The following is a 22,914-nucleotide window of genomic DNA, read 5'->3' as shown; positions in this document are numbered from 1 at the left end:
CCGTCCGCGCCGCACGACGGGCGGACGGCCCTGCCCGGGCGGCAGCGTCCGACGGCTCGGCAGTACGCTCGCGCACGTGCTGCTCCGACCTGCCCGACCCGACGACGCCGCGCGCTGCGCCGTCGTCCACCACCTCGTGTGGCGCGCGACGTACTCCGACCTCGTGCCCGCGTCGTTCTGGGAGTCGGCGACGGTCGAGGCGCGCACGGCGTCGTGGGAGCGCTGGCTCGCGACCCCGCCGTCCGAGGGACGTCCTCTCGTCGTGGTCGCCGAGGTGGACGACGTCGTGGTCGGGCACGCGATCAGCGGTCCGGCGAACGAGGTCGGCGGCTTCGCTCCGGTGCGAGACCTGCAGCTGTACTCGCTGTACGTCCTGCCCGAGCACCACGGGACCGGGGTGGGGCAGGCGCTGCTCGACGCCGTCGTCCCGGCCGGCCCGGCGCAGCTCTGGGTGGCCGAGGAGAACCCGCGGGCGCGGCGGTTCTACGAGCGCAACGGGTTCGTGCCCGACGGCCCTCGATGCACGGACGACCGCTTCGGCGGCATCGTGGAGATCCGCATGGTCCGCTGACGACGCGGACGTCCGGACGACGCGCAGACGACGGCCCGCCGCACCAGCGGGTGCGGCGGGCCGTCGTCGGACGACCTCAGGCGACCGGTGCCGGAGCCGTCCGCGCACCGAGCACCCGGCGGACGCCCGTGAGGAGCGCCGCCGTCACCGCGACCACGAGCACGACGCCCACGAGACCGGCGACCCCGACGAAGATCCCGCCGGCCTCGCCGTAGTCGGCGAGCGGCAGCCCGGCGAACGCGTGGTCGCGCGCGGCACCGGCGAACCCGACGGCCTCCGCGGTCGCCTCGAGCCCGTCGGGCGTGGCGGCCGCGAACGACGACAGCACGACCGCGGCGAGCAGCGCGCCGCCGCCGAGCGCGGCGACGGCCCGACGGACGCCACCCGCAGGAGCGGCAGTCACGACGGACGACGGCGACAGTGCCGGGGAGGTCGACCCCGCGACGTCGGGCACGAGGGCGCCGCGCGCCGCCCGGGCGGCCGGCTCGATCGCCGCGACGCCCGGCGCGACGGCGAGCACGAGGCCCACGACCCCGGCGGTGATGAGGGCCTCGCCCAGCCCGACGAGCACGTGCACCGAGAGCATCTGTCCCACGAGCTCGCCGAGCGGCACGGGGACCGTGCCCCCGACGGCGAAGAGCCCGGCGAACACCGCCGCGGACACGGGGACGCTCGCGAGCGCACCCGCCCCCGCCGCGGCCGGGGACCAGCGCCCGCGCGACAGGCGGAGGACGCCGCGCGTCACGGCCCAGCCCACGAGCGTCCCGACCACGGCCATGAGCAGCACGTTCGTCCCGAGCGCGCTGAGCCCGCCGTCGGCGAACACGAGCGCCTGCACGAGCAGGACGAGCGTCACGGACAGCATGCCGAGCCACGGCCCCACGAGCGCCGCGGCGAGCGCCCCGCCCATGAGGTGGCCGCTCGTCCCCGCCGCGACCGGGTAGTTGAGCATCTGCACGGCGAAGACGAGGCCCGTCGTGGCCGCGGTCAGGGCGACGCGGCCCGGCGTGAGGTCGGCGCGCGCCCGGTACGCGGCGTACCCGACGGCGGCCAGGGAGACGACGGCGGTCGTCGCCGACGTGGGGTCGTTCAGGAAGTGGTCGGGGACGTGCATGTCAGGATCCTGTCGTCTGCAGCATGATGCTCTGATCGGGGTCGTGGCCGGGGCCGGATTCCGGGAGGACGGACGGGCGGGCGGCGCGCGCCGCCGCGGCCCACGTGGTGACGACGGCGTCGAGGCCGGCGTCGTGCGTGCTCGCGCCGAGATGACGCGCGACGGCGCCCGGCCCGTCCAGGTCGAGGCGCAGCGGCTGCCGCCCGCTCGCGACGGCGTCGTCGGGGTGGGCGGCCGGGGGCCGTGCGCCGAGGAGGAGCACGGAGTCGACGACGCGCGCCGTCCCGAGGATCCCGGGCAGCGCCCGGTCCGCGCCGAGGTCGAGGTCCTCGACGAACAGGTCGCGCGCAGGTTCGGGGCACACGGGGTCCGACCGGCCCGGCGCCGAGATCTCACCGGCGTCGTGCCGGGGACCCGGCAGCACGGGCTGCACCGCGTGCTCGGCGCGCGTGCTCGACCGCAGCCGGCCGCCGGTCTCGCCCGTCCGGCCGAGCACGAGCGTCTCGCGCAGCAGGGCGACCGCGTCGGCGCCGAGCCGTACGTCGGTGCTCCGCGCGACGTCCGCCCCCTCCGCGACGACGAACGGCAGCGCGTCCCAGACGAGCAGGCCGCCGTCCTCCACGACGACGTCCACGGACCACGACGCGGCGCGGCCGCGCCCGGTGTAGGCGACGGTCCCGGAGACCTCGACGAGCTCGAGCTCGACGCCCTCCCCCACGTGCACCTCGACGCGCACGTGGTCGCCGCCGAGCAGCAGCGCGCGCGTCGCGACGAGCGCGACCCGCGCGACGCCCGGACCGGTCGACATCACGCGCGCGCTGAGCGCCCCGGGACGCAGGTCGCAGCGCACGCGCCCCGCCGCCCGGGTCACCCCGACCCGCGTCGTGCCGTCCATCCGGTCCGCTCCCCCGTCGCGCCGAGGTCAGCCGCGCGCGCCGGCCGGCGCGTCGTCGTGGTCGTGCGGGCCCCCTGCGTGCGCGTGGTCGTGCCCCGCGTCGCCGTCGTCGTGCGTGTGGAGGAACCCGTTGCCGTCCTCGTCGGCGTGGAAGTGCGGCGCCATCGGCCCCGGGTCCTGCGGCACGTGGCTCCCGGCACGGTGCTCGGCGAGCAGACCGTGGAGCCACGCGGTGAGGGCGTCGATCGAGCCCTGGTCGAGCCGCGAGAGCGCGAGCACCGGGCCGCCGTCCCGGGCGGCCGTCGCGTCGGCGACCATCTGCGGCACGTCGACGCCGACGTACGGCGCGAGGTCCGTCTTGTTGACGACGAGGAGGTCCGCGCGGGCGATCCCCGGTCCGCCCTTGCGCGCGACGTCGCCGCCGCCCGCGACGTCGAGCACGAAGATCTGCGCGTCGACGAGGGCGGGCGAGAACGTCGCCGTGAGGTTGTCGCCGCCCGACTCGACGAGCACCACGTCGAGCGGCGCGAAGTCCTCCTCGAGGTCCTCGACGGCGAGCAGGTTCGCGGTCACGTCGTCGCGGATCGCCGTGTGCGGGCACGCGCCGGTCTCGACGGCGCGGATGCGCTCGGGGTCCAGCACGCCGGCGGACCGCAGGAAGCGCGCGTCCTCGTCGGTGTAGATGTCGTTGGTGATGACGCCGAGCTGCAGCACCCCGGACAGCTCACGGCACAGCAGCGCGATGAGCGAGCTCTTGCCGGTCCCCACGGGACCGGCGACGCCGAGGCGCAGCGACCTCGTGGACGGCAGGGCGGGGGTGGTGCTCTGGTCTTTCAGGGTGTCAGGCACTGAACAGCCTCTCGGTGGTGCGGGCATGGGTCTCGGCCCACTGCTCGACGAGCGGTGCGCCGTGCGCGGGGATCGCGCGGGGGTCGGTGATGTGGGCGACGTCGCGGGCGAGCGCGTCGATCGCGGGCTGTGCCGCGACGACCCAGCCGGTCGCGTCGACCGGGTCGACCGGGGCGAGCTTGAGCGTCGCCGCGGCGACGGTCTGCACGTCCTCGTACCCGACGAGACGTGCGACCTGCAGCGCGGACAGGCCGGCGCACGCCGCCGTCACGCCGAGCACGAGCGGACGCGGCGGCGAGGGAGCGCGGCCGGCCCGGCCCGACGGCGCCCCGTCGACCGCGAGGAGGCGGGCGGCGTCGTCGAGCCCGACGACGCCCGGGTGCCCGGCCCAGAGCCGGCGCAGGAGACGCAGGTACCCGCGGCCGAGGCGCTGCGACGTCTCGCGCAGCGCGGGCGACGGCGTCCGGGCGGCCCACGCGCGCCACGTCCCGGCGAGCGCGTCCGCGCGACCCGCGTGCGCGTCACCGGCGAGCACGGCGTGCCGTGCGACGACGGCCGTCCCCGCCTCGACGCGCGTCACGGTCGCGAGGCGAGCGCGCACGTAGTCGGGCACGCGCGCCGGGTCCATGCCCGCCCGCAGCGCGGGCTCGAGCCCGGCCGACTGCGTGTGTCCACCCGTCGGGAGGCGCGCGTCCGCGAGCAGCGCGAGCATGAGCTCGGCGCGTCCAGCCCCCTGGTCACCGCCGTCGACGCCGAGTCCACGGCCTGCCCCTCCTCCCGTGTCGCCCATGGCTCAGAACAGCGAGTAGAGCTGCGCGAGGGGCAGCCGCTCGGCGGGAGCGGGGACGACGAGCTCGCCGTCGACCTCGATCGCGAAGGACTCGGGGTCGATGTCGATCTGCGGCAGGTAGTCGTTGAGCCTCATCTGGGCCTTGCCGACACCGCGCGTGTCGGCGACGGGCAGGAGCTGGCGCGCGAGCCCCAGCCGTTCCTCGAGCCCGTCGTCGAGCGCGGCGGGCGAGACGAACGACATCGACACGTCCGCGCCGATCGCGTCCGCGAGCGCCGGACGCATGAGCACGGGCTGGGGCGACGGGATCGAGGCGTTCGGGTCGCCGAGCGCGCCCCACACGAGCGCGCCGCCCTTCATGACGACGCTCGGCCGGACGCCGAACCACTTGGGCTCCCAGAGCACGAGGTCCGCGGCCTTGCCGGGCTCGACGGACCCGACGTAGCCGTCGATGCCGTGCGCGACCGCCGGGTTGATCGTGTACTTCGCGACGTACCGGCGTGCGCGGAGGTTGTCCGCCGGCAGCGCTGGTCCGCGCCCGCCGCCCGGGTCGGCGCCGCGGCGCGCCTTCATGACGTGCGCGACCTGCCACGTCCGCGTCACGACCTCGCCGATGCGGCCCATCGCCTGCGCGTCGGACGACGTGATGGAGATGGCGCCGAGGTCGTGCAGCACGTCCTCGGCGGCGATGGTCGTGCCGCGGATGCGCGACTCCGCGAACGCGAGGTCCTCCGGGACGGCGGGGTTGAGGTGGTGGCACACCATGAGCATGTCGAGGTGCTCGGCGACGGTGTTCACGGTGTGCGGCAGCGTGGGGTTGGTCGAGCCCGGGATGACGTTCGGGTGGCTCGCGACCGTGAGGATGTCGGGCGCGTGCCCGCCGCCCGCGCCCTCGGCGTGGAACGCGTGGATCGACCGGCCGCCGATCGCGCGCAGCGTCGAGTCGACGTACCCGGCCTCGTTGAGCGAGTCGGAGTGCAGCGCGACCTGCAGGCCCCAGTCCTCGGCCGCGCGCAGCGCCGCGTCGATCGCGGCGGGCGTCGAGCCCCAGTCCTCGTGCACCTTGTAGCCGCCCGCGCCGGCCATCGCCTGCTCGCGCAGCCCCTCCGCGCTCACGGTGTTGCCCTTGCCGAGCAGGAGCACGTTGACGGGGAGGCGGTCGAGCGAGCGGTGGATCGCCTCGAGGTGCCACGCGCCCGGCGTGACGGTCGTCGCCTTGGTGCCCTCGCTCGGCCCGGTGCCGCCGCCCGCGACGGTCGTGATGCCCGTCGCCAGCGCCTCGTGGACCTGCGACGGCGAGATGAGGTGCACGTGCGAGTCGATCCCGCCCGCGGTGAGGATCTTGCCCTCGCCCGAGACGACGTCCGTGGACGGCCCGATGTGCAGGTCCGGGTGCACGCCGTCCGCGACGTCGGGGTTGCCGGCCCGCCCGAGCGCGACGATCCGCCCGTCGCGGATCCCGACGTCGGCCTTGACGATCCCCCACCAGTCGAGCACGACGGCGTTCGTGATCACGGTGTCGAGCGCGCCCTCGGCCCGGGTCGTCGTGCCCTGCGCCATCGACTCGCGGATCGACTTGCCGCCGCCGAAGACGACCTCCTCCCCGCCGAACGTGCGGTCCTCCTCGACCTCGATCCACAGGTCGGTGTCGCCCAGGCGCACCTGGTCGCCCTTCGTGGGGCCGTACAGCGCGACGTAGCGCTCTCGCGAGATCGCCACCATGGCTCAGCCCTCCGAGGTCGTCGTGGTGTCGAGGCGTCCGCCGTCGCGCTTGCCGCGCTGAAGGCCTGGCACGCGACGCCGGCCCCGGAGCGCCACGGCCTCGACCTCGGCCGACGCGCCCGGCTCGAACCGGCGCGACGTGCCCGACGGGACGTCGAGCCGGAAGCCGCGCGCGGCGGCCCGGTCGAGGTCGAGCGCGGCGTTGGCGTCCGGCAGGTGCAGGTGCGACCCGATCTGCACGGGCCTGTCCCCGGTGTTCGTCACGACGAGCGTGAGGCGCTCGTCGTCGGTGCGGTCCGCGTTGAGGACGACCGGGACGTCCTCGGCCCCCTGCTTGAGCCGGATCGCGCCCGGCCCGCTCGTGCTGATACCCGCCATCGTCGGCTCCGTCCTGCGCTGCTGCTCGTGCGGGTCGCCGTCAGGCGATCGGCTGGTGGATGGTGACGAGCTTGCGCCCGTCGGGGAACGTCGCCTCGACCTGCACGTCGGGGAGCATCTCGGCGACCCCCTCCATGACCTCGTCGCGCCGGAGCACCTCGCGGCCGGAGACCATGAGCTCGGCGACGCTCACGCCCTCGCGGGCCCGCTCGATCACCCACGTCGTGAGGAGCGCGACCGTCTCGGGATAGTTGAGGAGCACGCCGCGCTCGCGCCGGTCGCGGGCGACCATGCCCGCGACGGCGAGCAGCAGCTTCTCGGTGTCACCAGGTGTCAGGTGCATGGCGTGATCCTGCCCCTCCCGTGTGTCCGCCATGTATACGCGGCGTTATACGCGTGTGTACCGCACCGCGGGCGTGCGGGCACGACGAAGGCCGCCGACCGGGCGAACCCGGCCGACGGCCCTCGATGTCCTGCTGCGTGCCTCCCGGACGACGCCGGGGAGCGGGTCAGGCGCGGATCAGAAGTCCATGCCGCCCATGCCACCGGTCGGGTCGCCCGCGGGGGCGGACTTCTCCGGCTTGTCCGCGACGACGGCCTCGGTCGTGAGGAAGAGCGCCGCGATCGAGGCGGCGTTCTGCAGCGCGGAGCGCGTGACCTTGACCGGGTCGTTCACGCCGGCGGCGAGGAGGTCCTCGTAGACACCGGTCGCGGCGTTGAGGCCGTGGCCCGACGGGAGGTTGCGGACCTTCTCGGCCACGACGCCACCCTCGAGACCGGCGTTGATCGCGATCTGCTTGAGCGGGGCGTCGATCGCGGCGCGCACGATCGCGGCACCGGTCGCCTCGTCACCCTCGAGCTCGAGCTTCTCGAACGCCACGGCACCGGCCTGGATGAGCGCGACGCCACCACCGGCGACGATGCCCTCCTCGACGGCAGCCTTCGCGTTGCGCACGGCGTCCTCGATGCGGTGCTTGCGCTCCTTGAGCTCGACCTCGGTCGCCGCGCCGGCCTTGATGACCGCCACGCCGCCCGCGAGCTTCGCGAGGCGCTCCTGGAGCTTCTCGCGGTCGTAGTCGGAGTCCGACTTCTCGATCTCGCCACGGATCTGGTTCACGCGACCCGCGATGAGGTCGGCGTCGCCCGCACCCTCGACGATCGTGGTCTCGTCCTTGGTGACGACGACCTTGCGCGCCTGGCCGAGCAGGTCCAGCGTCGCGTTCTCGAGCTTGAGGCCCACCGTCTCGGTGATGACCTGGCCGCCGGTGAGGATCGCGATGTCCTGGAGCATGGCCTTGCGGCGGTCGCCGAAGCCCGGGGCCTTGACGGCGACGGACTTGAACGTGCCACGGATCTTGTTGAGCACCAGCGTCGCGAGGGCCTCGCCCTCGACGTCCTCGGCGATGATGAGGAGCGAGCGCCCCTGCTTCATGACCTGGTCGAGGACGGGGAGCAGGTCCTTCACGTTCGAGATCTTGGACTCGACGATGAGGACGTACGGGTCCTCGAGCACGGCCTCCTGGCGCTCGGGGTCCGTCTCGAAGTAGCGCGCGAGGAAGCCCTTGTCGAAGCGCATGCCCTCGGTGAGCTCGAGCTCGAGGCCGAACGTGTTCGACTCCTCGACCGTGATGACGCCCTCCTTGCCCACCTTGTCGAGGGCCTCGGCGATGAGCTCGCCGATCGCGGGGTCGCCGGCGGAGATGGCGGCCGTGGCGGCGATCTCCTCCTTGGTCTCGATCTCCTTGGCGGCGTTGAGCAGCTGCTCGGTCACCGCGTCGACGGCCTTCTCGATGCCGCGCTTGAGGGCGATCGGGTTCGAGCCGGCGGCGACGTTGCGCAGGCCCTCGCGCACGAGCGCCTGGGCGAGCACGGTCGCGGTGGTGGTGCCGTCACCCGCGACGTCGTCGGTCTTCTTGGCGACCTCCTTGACGAGCTCCGCACCGATCTTCTCGTACGGGTCCTCGAGCTCGATCTCCTTGGCGATGGAGACGCCGTCGTTCGTGATGGTCGGCGCGCCCCACTTCTTGTCGAGCACGACGTTGCGGCCCTTGGGGCCGAGGGTGACCTTCACGGTGTCGGCGAGGACGTTGAGCCCGCGCTCCATCCCGCGACGGGCCTCCTCGTTGAAGGCGATGATCTTTGCCATGGGGAATGATCCTCCGCTGGTGGCTCTTCGGCGGTCGGCGGGCGCCCGCGACGGACGGCCCGCGTCGGGCGGCGTTCATGTCACGCCGCCGGGGCGGGCCTCACCTGTCGACCTGGTGTTGTTGCGCGGCACCCGCCGGAGCGGCTGCCTGCGCTGGTCACTTCTGTCACTCTCACGTGGAGAGTGCTAACGCCATTATTGGCACTCGCACCCTGCGAGTGCAAGGCAGCGAACGCCTCTTCCTCCCCGGTATCGCCCGGGGCTGAACCCGGCGCGGGTCCCCGTCGTGGCCACGCTCCCCTAGGATGCGCGGTGTGATCCGCGCAACAGCGACGTGGCGTCTCGGGGCGGTGGCCGGCTTCGTGCTGGTCCCGAGCCTGGGGCTGAGCGCGGCGACCGCCTCGGTGGACCCCGTGGGCGAGCACATCGACCTCTACCAGGACGGGGTCGCCGTCACGTCGGGCGCGCTCCTGCGCCTCGCGCCCGGCACCGAGGGCGTCTACCTCGAGGGCAGCCGCGTCCTCGACCCGGCGAGCCTCGACCCCGCCACGCTCGCCGGCGGCGTCGACCCCGCGGACGGCGAGGCGGACCGCCTCGCCCAGGTCGCCGGCGCGCCGATCGACGCCGCCGCGCTCCTCGACGCGACCGCCGCCGCCGATGCCGCCGCCGCCTCGCGCGCCTGGCTCGCCGCGGGCACCGTCCCCGGCGCGGGCGGGCCGCACGCGGACCTGGGCGAGGACGCCCTGCTCGACCTGCGCGCCCTCGTGCTCGACAACGGGGCGTCGCTCGCCGCGCCGTCACCCAAGTGGCGCTACGTCTGGCCGCGCGACGCGTCGTTCACCGCGGCCGCGCTCGCCCGGACCGGGCACGTCGACGACGCCCTCGACGTGCTCGGGTTCCTCGGCCGGGTGCAGGAGGAGGACGGGTCGTTCCACGCGCGCTACCTCCCGGACGGCACCGGTGTGCCCGACGACCGCGGGCTCCAGTCCGACGGGACCGGCTGGACGCTGTGGGCGGCGGCCGTCGTGGCCCGCGAGGCACCCGAGGACGACCGGGCGGAGGTCGTCGCGGCGCTGCGCCCGCTCGTCGACGCGTCCACCGCCCACGCGCTCTCCCTCGCCTCCGGGCCGGACGCGCTGCCCCCCGCGTCGAGCGACTACTGGGAGGTGGAGCCGACGTCGCTCACGCTGGGTACCGCCGGGCCCCTCCTCGCCGGGCTCGAGGCGGCGACCGACTTCTACCGCGCCGCGGCCACGCTCGAGCGACCGCGCCGCGCGTCGGTGCACGGCGCGGGCCTCGGCAGCGTCCCGGGTGCGGGCTCGGGAGCCGCCGCGGGCGCGGCAGGGACGGCGAGCGCGGCCGCTGCCGGTGCCGGTGCCGGTGCCGCGACCAGCACGTGGGCGCTGGTGGAGCAGACGTCGCGCGCCGCGGGGCGCCTGCGCGCGGCCGTCGAGCAGGCGTTCGGGAGCCAGGACTACCCGCGGCACGTCACCGGTGGCCCGCGGGACGCCTCCACGGCGTTCGTGCTCCCGCCGTTCCAGCCGGACCCGCTCGACGGCGCACGCGCCGCCTGGCAGTCGTCGGTCACCGAGATGCTGCGGCCGGCCGGCGGACTCGCTCCCGGAGCGGGCTGGCGCGAGGACGGGATCTCGTGGACCCCGCAGACGACCCTCTACGCGCTGACCGCGGCGTCGTCGTCCGACGCCGAGGACCGGGCCGACGCGCGCGAGTGGCTGCGCTGGGTCGACGAGCACCGCACGGCGTCCGGCGCCATCCCCGAGAAGGTGCTGGCCGACGGGTCCCCCGCGGCCGTCGCGCCGCTCTCGTGGAGCTCCGCGCTCGTCGTCCTCGCACTCGTCGAGCTCGACACCGCCGGCTGACGGCGCCCTGGCTCCCGAGGAGGGGCCGGGCCCGACGCTGCGGTACCACCTCGCGGGACCGGCGGTGCTACCTCGCGGGACCGGCGGTGCTACCTCGCGGGCTGCGGTGCTACCTCGGCGCGAGGTCGGGGACGTCGCGCACGTCGAACTCGCGCCGCAGCACGCGGCGTGCCGCGTACCAGCCGCCGAGGCCGTGCACGCCGGGGCCGGGCGGCGTCGACGCGGAGCACAGGTACACGCCCTCCAGACCCACCGCGTACGGGTCGGGACGGAGGCTGGGTCGTGCCACCATCTGCCACATCGTCACCGCCCCGCCGGCGATGTCGCCGCCGACGTAGCTCTCGTCGTGCCGGCTCATGTCCGCGGCCGGTGTGCAGCGCGAGGCCACGACGACGTCGCGGAAGCCCGGGGCGAAGCGCTCGACCTGGGCGACGACGTCCTCCGTGACGTCGCGCGGGGACCCGGCCGGGACGTGGGCGTAGGTCCACAGCGGCCGGAGGCCGCCGACCCCGCGTCCGGGGTCGACGACGGTCGGGTCGCTGACGAGAACCACGGGCCGCTCCGCGTGCCGGCCGGCCGCGACCTCGGCCTCGGCCGACGCCATGTCCGCGCGCGACCCGCCGAGGTGCACGGTGCCCGCCCGGCCGACCTCGGCGTCCGCCCACGGGACCGGGCCCGAGAGCACGAGGTCCACCTTGGCCGCGGCGTCGCCGTGCCGGAACCGGCGCAGCGCAGCGGCGGACCGCGGCGCGAGCCGGTCCGCGAAGACGTCGGCGACGACGCGCGGGGCGGTGTCGAACACGTACGCCCGAGCCGGGGGCAGGTCGGCGCGCGAGGCCACGCGCCGGTCCGTCAGGACGTCGCCCCCGTGCGCCCGCAGGTCGTCGACGAGCGCCGCGACGATCGCACCGGACCCGCCGCGCGGGATCGGCCAGCCGCCCGGGGCGTGGCCGAGCGCGGCGAGGAGCAGCGCCGTCCCCGCGCCCGCGAGCGACGGCAGCGGCGTGATCGCGTGCGCGGCGACGCCCGTGAGCAGCGCCGCGGCCTCCTCGGTCGCGAAGCGTCGGCCCCAGGCCCGGCTGCCCTGCTCGAGCACCGCCGCGCCGAACCGCGCCACGACGGCGGCGCCCTCGGGCCGCAGCACGCGACGGGGAACCGACCGCTTGTCGCCCAGGGCGACCGCGACGACGTCGCGCCACCCGTCCGCGAGGGGGCCGAGCAGCGCGCGCCAGGCCGCGCCGTCGGGCCCGCCGAGGCGCTCGGCGGTGCGGTCGAGGTCGTGGTAGGCGACGCCCGCCCTGCCGCCGTCGAGCGGCTGGGCGTACGAGACGTCGGGCGCGACCAGCTCGACCCCGCGCGCGTCGAGGTCGAACGCCTCGAGGAACGGCGACGCCCAGGCCATGGGATGCACGGCCGAGCACACGTCGTGCACGAGCCCGTCCCCGAGGCCCAGGTCGAGCGTCCGCGCTCCCCCGCCGATCGTCGGCTGCCCCTCCAGCACGCGGACGGCCAGCCCGGCACGGGCCAGCGTGACCGCTGCCGCGAGACCGTTCGGGCCCGAGCCCACGACGACCGCGTCCAGGTCCTCCACCGCGTCCGCCTGCTCAGTCCCTCGGCAGCACCGTCGTCGGCACGGTCAGAGCGGCCGCACCTGCTCGGCCTGCGGCCCCTTCGTGCCCTGGCCGAGCTCGAACTCGACCTCCTGCCCCTCGTCGAGGGAGCGGTAGCCGTCGGACTGGATGGCGCTGAAGTGGACGAACAGGTCCTGACCGCCGCTGGCCGGGGTGATGAACCCGTAGCCCTTCTCGGCGTTGAACCACTTCACGGTGCCCTGAGCCATCGAGATCTCCTCGTGCGTCGTCAGCCACGGGACGACCGCCGCCTCGTGGTACGGCGAGCCTAGCGGCGACGACGGGCCGGCGGAAGGAGAACGCGGGGCGGGTCAGCCCGCGGGCGTGAGCTCGGACTTCACGATGACGACGACGTCTCCCGTGCGCAGCGGCTGCTGGCTGACGTTCTCCGCGGGGACGCCGAGGACCGCCGCGACGGCGGCGGCCGTGTCGCTGCGGTTCTCGCCGTACCAGACGGACGTCACGGCGACGTCGTCGGGGCTCCCCTCGTAGTCGGCGGCCTCGACCTCCGTGAAGCCCTGCGCCTCGAGCGCCTCGGCTCCCTGCGCCGCCATGCCCTGCAGACCGCTCGCGTTGAGCACCCGCACGTACGCGCCGGGGTCGGCCGCGGCCATCAGGGCGGCGACGTCCGGACCCGCCGGGGTCTCCTCGACCGGGGGCTCCTCCGTCTCGGCCGGGGGCTCCTCCGTCTCGGCGGGCGTCTCGGTCCCGGCGTCGCCGGGCGTCTCCGTCGACCCCGCGGGGGGCTCGGTGGACTCCGCCTGGGGCGGCGCCTCGCCGTTCCCGTCCGACAGCAGCGTGAAGCCGCCGTACGCGAGCCCCGCGAAGACCACGGCCACGAGGAGGAACGGCCAGGTCTTGCTCCACCGCGTCCGGGGCGAACGGTGCACGCCGACGGGCGCACCCTGCGGCGCGGGAGCGTCGAACTCGTCGGGCGCGTAGGGGTAGCGGCTCTTCGTCACGGCGACAGGGTAGCCCGGCCGGGGCGGATGGCTAAACGTCCGGTTCGCCGGTCCTTCACGGCCTGGCCCGCCTCAGAGGCCTTCGAGACGGCGCGCGGTCCGGGCCCGCTGCCGCGTGGACCGCATGCGCCGCAGCCGCTTGACGAGCATCGGGTCGTGCGCGAGCGCGGCGGGCGAGTCGATGAGGGCGTTGAGCACCTGGTAGTACCGCGTCGCGGACAGGTCGAACAGCTCGCGCACCGCCTGCTCCTTGGCGCCGGCGTACTTCCACCACTGCCGCTCGAAGTCGAGGATCTCCTGGTCGCGCGCGCTCAGTCCCGACGCCGCGTCGTCGCCCCCGTCGGGCGCGGTCGCGTCGGGTCCCTCGAGGACGTGTGCCGCCTCGCTCATGGTTCCCTCCCGTCGTGCACGTTCTCGTCACCGATCGGTCCGCCCGGTCGCGTCGTGACGAGCGCGGACCATCCACAGGGTACGCAGCGAACCACACCGGTGTCATTCGCCCCCGCCGGGCGCGGGCTACGCTCGGTTCCCGTGGAGAGCGCACCCGGAACGACCCGCCCACCGCTCGCGAGCGTCATGGCGCCCGACTGGGCGGAGGCCCTGGCCCCCGTGGAGCCGCAGCTCCACGCGACGGGCGACTTCCTCCGCGCCGAGGTCGCCGCGGGTCGCGAGTACCTGCCTGCGCCGTCGGCCATCCTCAACGCGTTCTCGCGCCCGCTCGCCGAGGTGCGCGTGCTCGTCGTCGGGCAGGACCCGTACCCCACGCCGGGCCACCCGATGGGCCTGTCCTTCTCCGTGCAGCCGCACGTGCGCCCCGTCCCCCGGTCGCTCCAGAACATCTTCGCGGAGCTCGCGGACGACGTCGGCGCCCCGACCCCCGCGACCGGGGACCTGTCCGCGTGGAGCGACCAGGGCGTCATGCTGCTCAACAGGGTCCTCACCGTGCGGCCCGGCGAGCCGGGGTCGCACCGGGGCCAGGGCTGGGAGCCCTTCACCGAGGCGGCGATCCGGGCGCTCGTCGCGCGCGACGCCCCTCTCGTCGCGATCCTGTGGGGCCGCGACGCCGCGACGCTGCGCCCGATGCTCGGCGACACCCCCGTCGTCGCGAGCGCGCACCCGAGCCCGCTCTCGGCCCGCCGCGGCTTCTTCGGCTCGCGCCCGTTCTCCCGGGTCAACGAGCTCCTCGTCGCCCAGGGCGCAGCCCCCGTCGACTGGCACCTGCCCACCACCTAGGTGCCGGGAGGCACGCCGCCGGTTTCGGCCAGGCCGAGCCGTGGACGAGGCGACGCAGGAGCGGTCGACGCGACGCGCGCGCGGACGTGACGGCGAAACCTCGTCGTGGCGTGGGCGAGGCGACGGACGAGCGGTGGTGGACGGGACGCGCGCGCGGTCGTGGCGGGCCTGGCGGGAGCCGCGAGGAACGAGCGGCGGATGGTAGACCGCGCGCGCGTCCCGGGAACCACCGCGGCAGAACCCCTGACCGCTGGACCACACGATGGGCAGGAGCAGAATGGTCGGGTGACGACGCCGAACCCGACGACCTCCCCGTCCGCCGGAACGCCCGCCCCCGAGACTTCCCCGCCGCGCTGGAGCAGCTACGTCGCGGTGGGCGACTCGTTCACCGAGGGCCTGTGGGACCCCTACCCCGGGCAGGAGGACCACCAGCGCGGGTGGGCGGACCTGCTCGCGCAGCACCTCGCGGTGCGCCGCGTCGACGCGGGGTCCGAGCCGCTGCGGTACGCCAACCTCGCGATCCGTGGCCGCAAGCTGAGGTCGATCCTCACGGAGCAGGTGCCCGCGGCCCTCGCGCTCGCCCCCGACCTGGTCAGCCTGATCGGCGGCGGCAACGACATCCTGCGCCCGAACGCGGACGTCGACCGCCTCGCGCGCAACCTCGAGCACGCCGTCGCGCGCCTGCGCGCCACGGGGATCGACGTGCTGCTCGGCACGGGCTTCGACGCGTCGCACTCGCCGCTCGTCGGGCTCACGCGCTCGCGCGTCGGCGTCTACAACGCGCACATCTGGGCCATCGCCCGGCGGCAGGGCGCCTACGTCGTCGACCTGTGGGGGCTGCGCGCGCTCCAGGACTGGCGCATGTGGTCCGACGACCGCATCCACCTCACCCCCGAGGGGCACCGGCGCGTCGCGCAGGCGGCGCTCGTCGGTCTGGGCCAGACGCCCGACGACGCGGCGTGGGACGACCCGCTGACCCCCCTGCCGCCGTCGCCCGCGATCGACCGCGCCCGGCAGCACGGGCAGTGGGTGCGCGCGCACGTCGGGCCGTGGGTGCAGCGGCGCCTCACGGGGACGTCGTCGGGCGACGGCCGGCTGCCGAAGGCGCCCGAGCTCCAGCCGGTCCCGCTCGCGGAGGGCTGAGCACGCGGTCGGCGGCACGACGAAGCCCCCGACCCGGATCGGGTCGGGGGCTCTGCGGAGCCGCCTGTCGGGTTCGAACCGACGACCTTTCGCTTACAAGGCGAGTGCTCTACCAGCTGAGCTAAGGCGGCGCACCGGCTCGCGCCGGACGAGAGAGCAGGATACCCGCTCGTCCGGCGCGGGCCGGGCGTCGTCAGCCCTGCTGCGCGGCCTCGACCGCCGCGGGCAGCGCGCTCGGGTCGGACCAGTTGCCGTCCCAGCGCTCCCCGTCGATCGCGATCGTCGGCGTGCCGAAGCCGCCGGACTGCGGGTTCGCGAGCGACTCGTCCTGCGTCACGAGGTTCGTGGCCGTCGCGGCCCAGTCGGCGAACGTCTCGGTGGCCGTGCCGTCGGCGATCTTCGCCGCGACGTCAGCGGGCACCCCGGCCTGCTCGGCGAAGTCCGCGATCTGCTGGTCGGTCAGGCCCTCGGTGCCCTCCGCGGGCTGGTTGACGAACAGGAGGCTGTTGAACTCGTTCATGGCCTCGGGCGCCTGGTCGGCGACGTAGCCCGCGGCGGCCGCGGCGCGCGTGGAGAACTGCGAGCCCTGGGAGTAGCGGTCGAGGATCGACACGGGGTGCAGCACGACGGTGATGTCGCCGGACTCGCGCAGCGCGTCGAGCGAGGCGGCGTTGGCCTCCTCGAAGTCGCCGCAGATGGGGCACATGTAGTCGAGGTAGACGTCCACCTGGACCGCCTCGGCGCCGTTGTCGGTCCCCGCGGCGCCGTCGGCGCCCATCGGGATGCCGCCGTCGGTCGAGTTCTCCGGGTTGGTGACCTCGGAGAGGTTCCCCGCGGCGACCGCGTCGATCGTCTCGTTCTGGTCGTTCAGCGCGGGGATGAAGAAGTAGAGGAACACGCCGATGAGGACGGCCAGGCCGGCGACGAGCGCGCCGATCGTGATGAGCCGGTTGCGGCGGTCGCGCTTGGCCTGCGCCTCGCGGAGCGCGAGCGCCTCGGCGCGCGCGGCGTCGCGGCGCTGGGCCTTGGTCTGGGGTTCGTTGCTGGGCATGGTGGGTCCTTCGGGTGCGGTGCGGTCGTCGTGCGGGGACGACGGAGGGCGGGTGCGTGCCGCCGACGGGCTCGGGTGGGGAGCCGTCAGGCGAGGGCGGCCTCGGGAGGTCCTCGCCGGGTGCGCACCACGGCGTCGGCGAGGTGGTGCAGCGCCGCGGGGACGACGTCGGGCCGCGGCCGGCGCGGAGCGCGGGGACCGTCCACCGTGCGGCCGTGCGATCGGCCGAGGAGACGGACGAGGTGGGCGCGCAGGACGCGCGCCGCCCCGGCGGACAGCTCGCGGGCGCGGGCGTGCGCGCGGCGCACGCGCGCCGAGACGCCCCAGGCCACGAGCGCGGCGGCGGCGTGGCCCACGAGGACGGGGACGGCGAGCACGCCGAGCACGGTCACCATCGCGGCGCCGTCGCCGCCGAGGGCGGTCCCGGAGGGGCAGTCCGGCGCCTCGTGGACGAGCGCCAGGTGCATCCCGGCGACGCCCCAGGCGCCCGGGACGGTCACGCACTGGTGCACGACGGAGAACCCGCGGTCCGCGAGGTTCGTCAGCAGGGCCGTGGCGAGGGTCAGGAGGAGGAGGACGGGACCCAGGAAGGACCCGGCCGCGGGCATGCCGGACACCCGCGTCGCGCCGCGCGGCAGACCGCGCGTGACCGTCCTCCGGAGCACGGCGCCCAGACTACACACGCCGGCTGGGACCGGCCTGGGTGCCGGCCGGGTGGCGGGCCGCCCCCGCGGCGGTCGTCAGCGCAGGTCGGGGGGTCCGGGGAACGGCCACCACTCGACCGGGCGGTCGGAGGCGAGCAGCACCAGGCACCCCACGACGAGGGCGACGCCGACCACCAGGAGGACGAGGGTGCCCGTGCGCCCCGGGGCCAGCCGCGCGAGCGCGGTCCGCGTCCCGTAGCGCGTGAGGTAGGTGAGCGGGCCGAGCCAGGCGAGCACGACCGCCGCGAGCATCGCGACCGCGAGCAGGACGGTCGTCACGACGGGCGAGTTGCCGCCGTCGGCACCCGCGACGACGACCCAGCGGTCCGCCTCGAGCAGCCACCAGCCCGCCACGACGACGAGCACGCCCGCGCAGGCCGCGACGAGCAGCGACGGGAGCGCGCCGAGCAGCGCCCGCACCACGTACCAGGGCGACGCCGCGACGGAGCGGGCGGTGTCGCTGCGCTGCGGGCCGCGCCGCTCACGGCGCGTGTGCAGGGACTCCGTGGTGACCCCGACGACGCGCGCGAGCACGACGAACAGCGCGAGGGCGCCGAACGCGAGCCCGGGGAACATCGCCCCCAGCAGCACGAGCGGCACCGCGAGGAGCGCGAGCGCCGCGCGCCGGGGCGCGGGCACCGGCCGCACGTACAGCGGCTCGCCCTCCTCGTCGGCGGGCGGCGCCCCGAGGTCGTCGAGCAGGTCGGGGTCGGCCGGGCCGGCGGCCGGGACGGCGACCGTGCGGCCGTCGTTGACCTGCGTGTGGGACACGGGCAGGGGCGGCGGCACGACGACGGGCGCCACGACCCGCGTGGGCCCGGTCGGTGGACCGACGAGCTGCGTCGGCTCGTCGCCGGTGTCGGCGGCGCGGCGCAGCGCCGCGACGACCTCGGTCGGGCCGACGCGCTGGGCGGGGTCGGCGTGCAGCGCGCCCGCGAGCGCCCGGGCGGTGACGGGCCCGAGACCGGCGAGGTCCGGCCGCCCGCTGCGCGCGCGGGCCAGCACGACGTCCGTCGGCCGGACCCCGAACGGCGCGCGCCCCGTGGCCGCGTAGGCGAGCAGCGCGGCCCAGCCCCACCAGTCGGTGTCGGCGCTCGGCGCGGCGCCCTCGAGCAGCTCGGGCGCGAGGTAGCCGGGCGTGCCCATGACCAGGCCGGTCGACGTGACGCGCGCGTCCTCGAGCCCCTGCGCGATGCCGAAGTCGATGAGCACGGGACCGCGGGACGCCACGAGGACGTTGCTCGGCTTGAGGTCGCGGTGGATGACGCCGGCCGCGTGCACGGCCTCGAGCGCGGCGGCGAGCTGGTCCGCGAGCTCGTACAGGTCCCACGCGTCGAGCGGACCGCCGTCCGCGACCTCGTCCTCGAGCGTCGGGCCGTCGACCAGCTCGGTGACGATGAACGCGTCCGGCCCGTCGAGCTCGACGTCGAGGATCTGGGCGACGGCCGGGTGCCGCAGGCGCTGGAGGGCCAGCGCCTCGCGCCGCAGGCGTTCGCGACCCTGCGCCGCGGCGTCGAGGTCGACGTGCGCGTGGAGGAACTTGATCGCGACGAGGCTGCCGCCGCCGTCGTGCGCGCTGTGGACGGTGCCCATGGCGCCGGAGCCGAGGCGCGCGCCGATGAGGTAGCCACCGACCTCGCTGCCGGGGGCCGGCCCGCGGCCGCCCGCCGTCGGGGGGACGCGCTGCGTGGACTCCTCCATGGTGACAAGGTAGCGGCAGGCGCGACGTCCGGCGGCCCGGGCCGGGCGGTGTCGGCCCGTGCCGACCGCGGCCGCCCCACTACCCTGGGACTCGTCATCCGCGTTCCATCGAAGCACCAAGGAGAATTCCGTTGTCAGGCAAAGAGGGGTTCGATCTCGTCGTCGTGGCCAACCGGCTGCCCGTGGACTTCACGGTGGACGCCGGGGGTGACGTCTCGTGGAACCGCTCGCCGGGCGGCCTGGTCACGGCGCTCGAGGCGGTCATGCAGGCGTCCGACGGCGCGTGGGTCGGCTGGTCCGGCGCCCCGGACCTCGCGCACGAGCCGTTCGACGCCGACGACATGCGCCTCGTGCCGGTGACCCTGAGCGCCGACGAGATCGAGCGTTACTACGAGGGCTTCTCCAACGACACGCTGTGGCCGCTCTACCACGACGTGATCTCGGCACCCACGTACCACCGCACCTGGTGGGACGCGTACCGGCGCGTCAACCAGCGCTTCGCCGACGCCGCGGTCGCGCAGGCCGCGCCGGGTGCCGTCGTGTGGGTGCACGACTACCAGCTCCAGCTCGTCCCGCAGATGGTCCGCGAGCAGCGGCCCGACGTGCGGATCGGCTTCTTCAACCACATCCCGTTCCCGCCGCTCGAGCTCTTCCAGCAGCTCCCGTGGCGGCGCCAGGTCCTCGACGGGCTCCTCGGCGCGGACCTCGTGGGCTTCCAGCGGGCCGGCGACGCCGCCAACTTCATCCGCGCCGTGCGCCGGCTGCGTGCCTACACGACGCGCGGCCCGATGATCACGGTCCCGACGGCCGACGGGCACGACCGCCACGTGCGCGCCGCCGCGTTCCCCATCTCCATCGACTCGCGGCGGTTCGACGAGCTCGCGCGCACGCCGGAGGTGCAGCAGCGCGCCCGCGAGGTCCGCGCGGACCTCGGCGACCCCGACGTCATGATCCTCGGCGTCGACCGCCTCGACTACACCAAGGGCATCCGGCACCGCATCAAGGCGTACGGCGAGCTGCTCCAGGACGGGCGGCTCGACGTCGAGCACGCGACGCTCGTCCAGGTCGCGAGCCCCAGCCGCGAGAACGTGGACGCGTACCAGGAGCTGCGCGAGCACGTCGAGGGCGCGGTGGGCCGCATCAACGGCGAGTACGCCGAGATCGGGCACGCGGCCATCCACTACCTGCACCACTCCTACCCGCCCGAGGAGATGGCCGCCCTGTACCTCGCGGCGGACGTCATGCTCGTCACGTCGCTGCGCGACGGGATGAACCTCGTCGCCAAGGAGTACGTGGCGGCACGCTCCGACGACCGCGGCGTCCTCGTCCTGTCGGAGTTCACGGGGGCCGCCGACGAGCTCGCGTCGGGCGCCCTGCTCGTCAACCCGCACGACATCGACGGGATGAAGGACATCATCGTCGCGGCCGCTCACATGGACCACCGCGAGCAGCGCAAGCGCATGCGCCGTCTGCGCCGCCGCGTCCTCACCGACGACGTCGCGAAGTGGTCGCAGTCGTTCCTCGGCGTGCTCACCGCCATGCCGTCGCGGGTCCCGCGCCGGCACGCCGATCCCGACGGCGACGCCAGCCGCGGTGCGGAGCGCAGCGCGTGAGCGGCGCACTGCCGTCCCGCGCCGTCCTGCCGCCCGAGGTCGCCGAGGCCCTCCTCGCGTTCGCCGCGGACGGCGACGGGCCGCCCTGCGCGCGCCTCGTCGCGCTCGACTTCGACGGGACGCTCGCGCCGCTCGTCGACGACCCCCGGGCCGCGCGCATGACGCCCGCGGCCCGCGCGGCCGTCGACCGCCTCGCGGCGGCGCTCCAGGGCACGACGACGCGGCTCGCCCTCGTGTCGGGACGCAACCTCACGGACCTGGCCGCGTGCGGGGAGCCGCCGGTCGGGACGTTCCTCGTCGGCAGCCACGGCGCCGAGACCGGACGTGTCACGTCCGGCGGCGTGGACGCCGTGCCGCTCGTGCTCACGGACGACGAGGAGCGCGCGCTCGCCGAGCTGCGGACCGGGCTGGCCGCCGCGGTCGCCGGGCGCGAGGGCGCGTGGGTGCAGGACAAGCCGAGCGCCGCCGTGCTGCACACCCGGCTCGCGTCCGCCGAGGACACGGTCGCGGCCGAGGCCGCGACCGACGCGGTGGCCGAGCACCTCGGGCTGCACGCCATGCACGGCAAGGACGTCGTCGAGGTGGCCGTCCTCACCACGTCGAAGGGCGAGGCGGTGGACCGCCTGCGCGACGACGTCGGGCACGACGCCGGGACGAGCGGCCGCACGCGCGTCCTGTACGCGGGCGACGACACGACCGACGAGACGGCGTTCGCGATCCTCGGAGACGACGACCTGGGCATCAAGGTGGGCCCCGGCGAGACCGCCGCGTCGCAGCGCGTGCCCGACGCCGACACGCTGGCCGCCGCCCTCGACCTCCTCGCGCGCGCCCTGACGGGTGAGGTCGGGACCGGATCGTGACCTCGGCGGCACCGGGGTGTGACCTGGCACTCATCGCCCGGGGGTAGTATCGGCTCCACGATGACGTCGGGTCCCTGGCCTTTTCTCGGGGGTCCGGCTTCATTTGTGTCGTCGAAGACACGCTCGTCCGCCATCGCGAACAGCTACGTCGACGTGGCACGTCACTGCACAACGGATCGTCCGGCACGTACCTGCCGGTGGAGGGATGTACCAGTCATGGCTACGGTCACCTACGACCACGCAACGCGGCTCTACCCCGGGACCGAGCGCCCCGCGGTGGACCAGCTGAACCTGCACATCGAGGACGGCGAGTTCCTCGTCCTCGTCGGCCCCTCGGGCTGCGGCAAGTCGACCTCGCTCCGCATGCTCGCGGGCCTCGAGGACGTCAACGCGGGCAACATCTACATCGGCGACCGCGACGTCACGGACGTCCAGCCGAAGGACCGCGACATCGCGATGGTGTTCCAGAACTACGCGCTGTACCCGCACATGTCCGTCGCGGACAACATGGGCTTCGCGCTGAAGATCGCCGGCACGCCGAAGGCGGAGATCCGCCAGCGCGTCGAGGAGGCCGCGAAGATCCTCGACCTCACCGAGTACCTGGACCGCAAGCCGAAGGCGCTCTCGGGCGGTCAGCGCCAGCGCGTCGCCATGGGCCGCGCGATCGTGCGTCAGCCCCAGGTGTTCCTCATGGACGAGCCGCTGTCGAACCTCGACGCCAAGCTCCGCGTCCAGACCCGTACGCAGATCGCGTCGCTCCAGCGTCGTCTCGGCGTCACCACGGTCTACGTCACGCACGACCAGACCGAGGCCCTCACGATGGGTGACCGCATCGCGGTCCTCAAGGACGGTCTGCTCCAGCAGGTCGGCACCCCCCGCGAGATGTACGACACCCCGCAGAACGTGTTCGTCGCGGGCTTCATCGGCTCGCCGGCGATGAACATCGGCACGTTCACCGTCAACGGTGGCGTGGCCGAGGTCGGTCCGGCCCGCCTCCCGCTCGAGCGCGACGTGGCGGCGAAGCTCACCGAGGCCGACAACGGCAAGGTGACGATCGGCTTCCGTCCCGAGGCCCTCGACGTCGTGTCGCAGGCCAACGAGAGCGCGTTCCCCGTCGAGGTGAACATCGTCGAGGAGCTCGGCTCCGACGCGTTCGTCTACGGCACCCTCAAGGGCGAGCTGGCCGCGCAGGCCGAGGTCCACTCGGGCGCCGGTGACAACCAGGTCATCGTCCGCGTCGACCCGCGCAACGTCCCCACCAAGGGCGAGCGCATCTACGTGGCGATCCGCCCGGGCAACTCGCACGTGTTCTCGGCGGCCTCGGGCCAGCGCCTCAGCTGACCTCAGCACCGCCGACAGGGCGGGTCCGACCTCCGGGTCGGGCCCGCCCTTCGTCGTCCCCGTCCCCTGGCCGAACGGACCCCTGACCACCGACCCCCGGCCTGCACGTCACCTGAGCCCGTCCGTGACCCACGACCCCGGTCCCGACACCGCGCCGGGACGAGCCGACGCCGGAGCGAGGGGCGGGGCGGGGCGGGGGGGGGGGGGCGGGGGGGCCGCGGGGGGGGGGGGGGGGGGGGGGGCGCCCCCCCCCCCCCCCCCCGGGCGGGGGGGGGCGGGGGCCGGGCACGCACCCCCCCCCCGGCCCCAGGGGGCCCGGGGCGGGGGCCC

Annotated in this window: 22 protein-coding genes and 1 tRNA gene; 7 read left to right on the top strand and 16 right to left on the bottom strand. The window is 75.2% G+C overall.

Annotation, left to right across the window (positions count from 1 at the left end; translation table 11 throughout):
* Positions 1–76: 76 nt before the first annotated feature.
* A complete protein-coding gene (locus tag ACWPWV_RS10135) occupies positions 77–571 on the top strand; it encodes an N-acetyltransferase family protein (RefSeq protein WP_454042871.1) in 495 nt (164 codons plus the stop codon).
* A gap of 76 nt (positions 572–647) precedes the next feature.
* Here ACWPWV_RS10135 and ACWPWV_RS10130 read toward each other — a convergent pair whose 3' ends face one another.
* From ACWPWV_RS10130 to groL, 8 genes are all read right to left on the bottom strand, one after another.
* Positions 648–1,685 carry an energy-coupling factor ABC transporter permease gene (locus ACWPWV_RS10130; protein WP_454042870.1) on the bottom strand — a complete coding sequence of 346 codons (1,038 nt, stop codon included), beginning with the start codon at positions 1,683–1,685 and terminating at the stop codon, positions 648–650.
* 1 nt (position 1,686) lies between these two features.
* Complete coding sequence (locus ACWPWV_RS10125) at positions 1,687–2,580, bottom strand: urease accessory protein UreD (protein WP_454042869.1); 894 nt, start codon at positions 2,578–2,580, stop codon at positions 1,687–1,689.
* A 27-nt stretch (positions 2,581–2,607) separates the two neighbouring features.
* Positions 2,608–3,456, bottom strand: a complete 849-nt coding sequence (gene ureG / locus ACWPWV_RS10120; protein ID WP_454042868.1) for an urease accessory protein UreG — start codon at positions 3,454–3,456, stop codon at positions 2,608–2,610.
* Positions 3,422–4,219 (bottom strand): urease accessory protein UreF, encoded by a 798-nt coding sequence (locus ACWPWV_RS10115; protein ID WP_454042867.1) that lies wholly within the window; start codon positions 4,217–4,219, stop codon positions 3,422–3,424. The genes ureG and ACWPWV_RS10115 overlap by 35 nt, the downstream gene beginning before the upstream one ends.
* A 3-nt stretch (positions 4,220–4,222) precedes the next feature.
* Positions 4,223–5,941, bottom strand: a complete 1,719-nt coding sequence (locus ACWPWV_RS10110; RefSeq protein WP_454042866.1) for an urease subunit alpha — start codon at positions 5,939–5,941, stop codon at positions 4,223–4,225.
* A 3-nt stretch (positions 5,942–5,944) separates the two neighbouring features.
* Complete coding sequence (gene ureB / locus ACWPWV_RS10105) at positions 5,945–6,319, bottom strand: urease subunit beta (RefSeq protein ID WP_454042865.1); 375 nt, start codon at positions 6,317–6,319, stop codon at positions 5,945–5,947.
* A gap of 40 nt (positions 6,320–6,359) precedes the next feature.
* Positions 6,360–6,662 carry an urease subunit gamma gene (locus ACWPWV_RS10100; protein ID WP_454042864.1) on the bottom strand — a complete coding sequence of 101 codons (303 nt, stop codon included), beginning with the start codon at positions 6,660–6,662 and terminating at the stop codon, positions 6,360–6,362.
* 177 nt (positions 6,663–6,839) lie between these two features.
* The gene (gene groL, locus ACWPWV_RS10095; protein ID WP_454042863.1) at positions 6,840–8,465 is read right to left on the bottom strand and encodes a chaperonin GroEL; all 1,626 of its coding nucleotides are present in this window, start codon (positions 8,463–8,465) and stop codon (positions 6,840–6,842) included.
* 314 nt (positions 8,466–8,779) lie between these two features.
* Here groL and ACWPWV_RS10090 point away from each other — a divergent pair, with 314 nt between their 5' ends.
* Entirely contained in the window at positions 8,780–10,345 is a 1,566-nt protein-coding gene (locus ACWPWV_RS10090) for a glycoside hydrolase family 15 (RefSeq protein ID WP_454042862.1), read from the top strand.
* A 109-nt stretch (positions 10,346–10,454) separates the two neighbouring features.
* Here the strand turns inward: ACWPWV_RS10090 and ACWPWV_RS10085 are convergent, their stop codons facing one another.
* From ACWPWV_RS10085 to ACWPWV_RS10070, 4 genes are all read right to left on the bottom strand, one after another.
* Positions 10,455–11,936: a phytoene desaturase family protein gene (locus ACWPWV_RS10085; protein WP_454042861.1), complete on the bottom strand. Its 1,482-nt coding sequence runs from the start codon at positions 11,934–11,936 to the stop codon at positions 10,455–10,457.
* 45 nt (positions 11,937–11,981) lie between these two features.
* Positions 11,982–12,185 carry a cold-shock protein gene (locus ACWPWV_RS10080; protein WP_454042860.1) on the bottom strand — a complete coding sequence of 68 codons (204 nt, stop codon included), beginning with the start codon at positions 12,183–12,185 and terminating at the stop codon, positions 11,982–11,984.
* 102 nt (positions 12,186–12,287) lie between these two features.
* Positions 12,288–12,938, bottom strand: coding sequence for a LytR C-terminal domain-containing protein (locus ACWPWV_RS10075; protein ID WP_454042859.1), 651 nt, complete (start codon positions 12,936–12,938; stop codon positions 12,288–12,290).
* Between the two features lie 72 nt (positions 12,939–13,010).
* Positions 13,011–13,328, bottom strand: coding sequence for a DUF3263 domain-containing protein (locus tag ACWPWV_RS10070; protein WP_454042858.1), 318 nt, complete (start codon positions 13,326–13,328; stop codon positions 13,011–13,013).
* Positions 13,329–13,469: 141 nt separating this feature from the next.
* Between ACWPWV_RS10070 and ACWPWV_RS10065 the strand changes: the two genes are divergently transcribed.
* On the top strand, positions 13,470–14,171 hold the full coding sequence (locus ACWPWV_RS10065) for a uracil-DNA glycosylase (protein WP_454042857.1): 702 nt from the start codon (positions 13,470–13,472) through the stop codon (positions 14,169–14,171).
* Between the two features lie 285 nt (positions 14,172–14,456).
* Positions 14,457–15,314: an SGNH/GDSL hydrolase family protein gene (locus ACWPWV_RS10060; RefSeq protein WP_454042856.1), complete on the top strand. Its 858-nt coding sequence runs from the start codon at positions 14,457–14,459 to the stop codon at positions 15,312–15,314.
* A gap of 58 nt (positions 15,315–15,372) precedes the next feature.
* Here the strand turns inward: ACWPWV_RS10060 and ACWPWV_RS10055 are convergent.
* From ACWPWV_RS10055 to ACWPWV_RS10040, 4 genes are all read right to left on the bottom strand, one after another.
* Positions 15,373–15,445: transfer RNA gene (locus ACWPWV_RS10055), tRNA-Thr, on the bottom strand.
* Between the two features lie 62 nt (positions 15,446–15,507).
* Positions 15,508–16,365 carry a DsbA family protein gene (locus ACWPWV_RS10050; RefSeq protein ID WP_454042855.1) on the bottom strand — a complete coding sequence of 286 codons (858 nt, stop codon included), beginning with the start codon at positions 16,363–16,365 and terminating at the stop codon, positions 15,508–15,510.
* An 86-nt stretch (positions 16,366–16,451) separates the two neighbouring features.
* Complete coding sequence (locus ACWPWV_RS10045; protein ID WP_454042854.1) at positions 16,452–17,030, bottom strand: hypothetical protein; 579 nt, start codon at positions 17,028–17,030, stop codon at positions 16,452–16,454.
* Positions 17,031–17,105: 75 nt separating this feature from the next.
* Complete coding sequence (locus tag ACWPWV_RS10040) at positions 17,106–18,770, bottom strand: protein kinase domain-containing protein (protein WP_454042853.1); 1,665 nt, start codon at positions 18,768–18,770, stop codon at positions 17,106–17,108.
* Between the two features lie 125 nt (positions 18,771–18,895).
* Here ACWPWV_RS10040 and otsA point away from each other — a divergent pair, with 125 nt between their 5' ends.
* The 3 genes from otsA (at position 18,896) to ACWPWV_RS10025 (ending at position 22,584) form a co-directional block, all read left to right on the top strand.
* Positions 18,896–20,383 carry an alpha,alpha-trehalose-phosphate synthase (UDP-forming) gene (gene otsA / locus ACWPWV_RS10035; RefSeq protein ID WP_454044516.1) on the top strand — a complete coding sequence of 496 codons (1,488 nt, stop codon included), beginning with the start codon at positions 18,896–18,898 and terminating at the stop codon, positions 20,381–20,383.
* Positions 20,380–21,243 (top strand): trehalose-phosphatase, encoded by an 864-nt coding sequence (gene otsB, locus ACWPWV_RS10030; protein WP_454042852.1) that lies wholly within the window; start codon positions 20,380–20,382, stop codon positions 21,241–21,243. Before otsA ends, otsB begins: the two co-directional genes overlap by 4 nt.
* Before the next feature lie 216 nt (positions 21,244–21,459).
* Positions 21,460–22,584 carry an ABC transporter ATP-binding protein gene (locus tag ACWPWV_RS10025; RefSeq protein WP_251150160.1) on the top strand — a complete coding sequence of 375 codons (1,125 nt, stop codon included), beginning with the start codon at positions 21,460–21,462 and terminating at the stop codon, positions 22,582–22,584.
* Positions 22,585–22,914: the final 330 nt, after the last annotated feature.

The organism is Cellulosimicrobium sp. Marseille-Q8652 (assembly GCF_965112045.1).
This window is presented reverse-complemented; position numbering and strand designations above follow the sequence as displayed.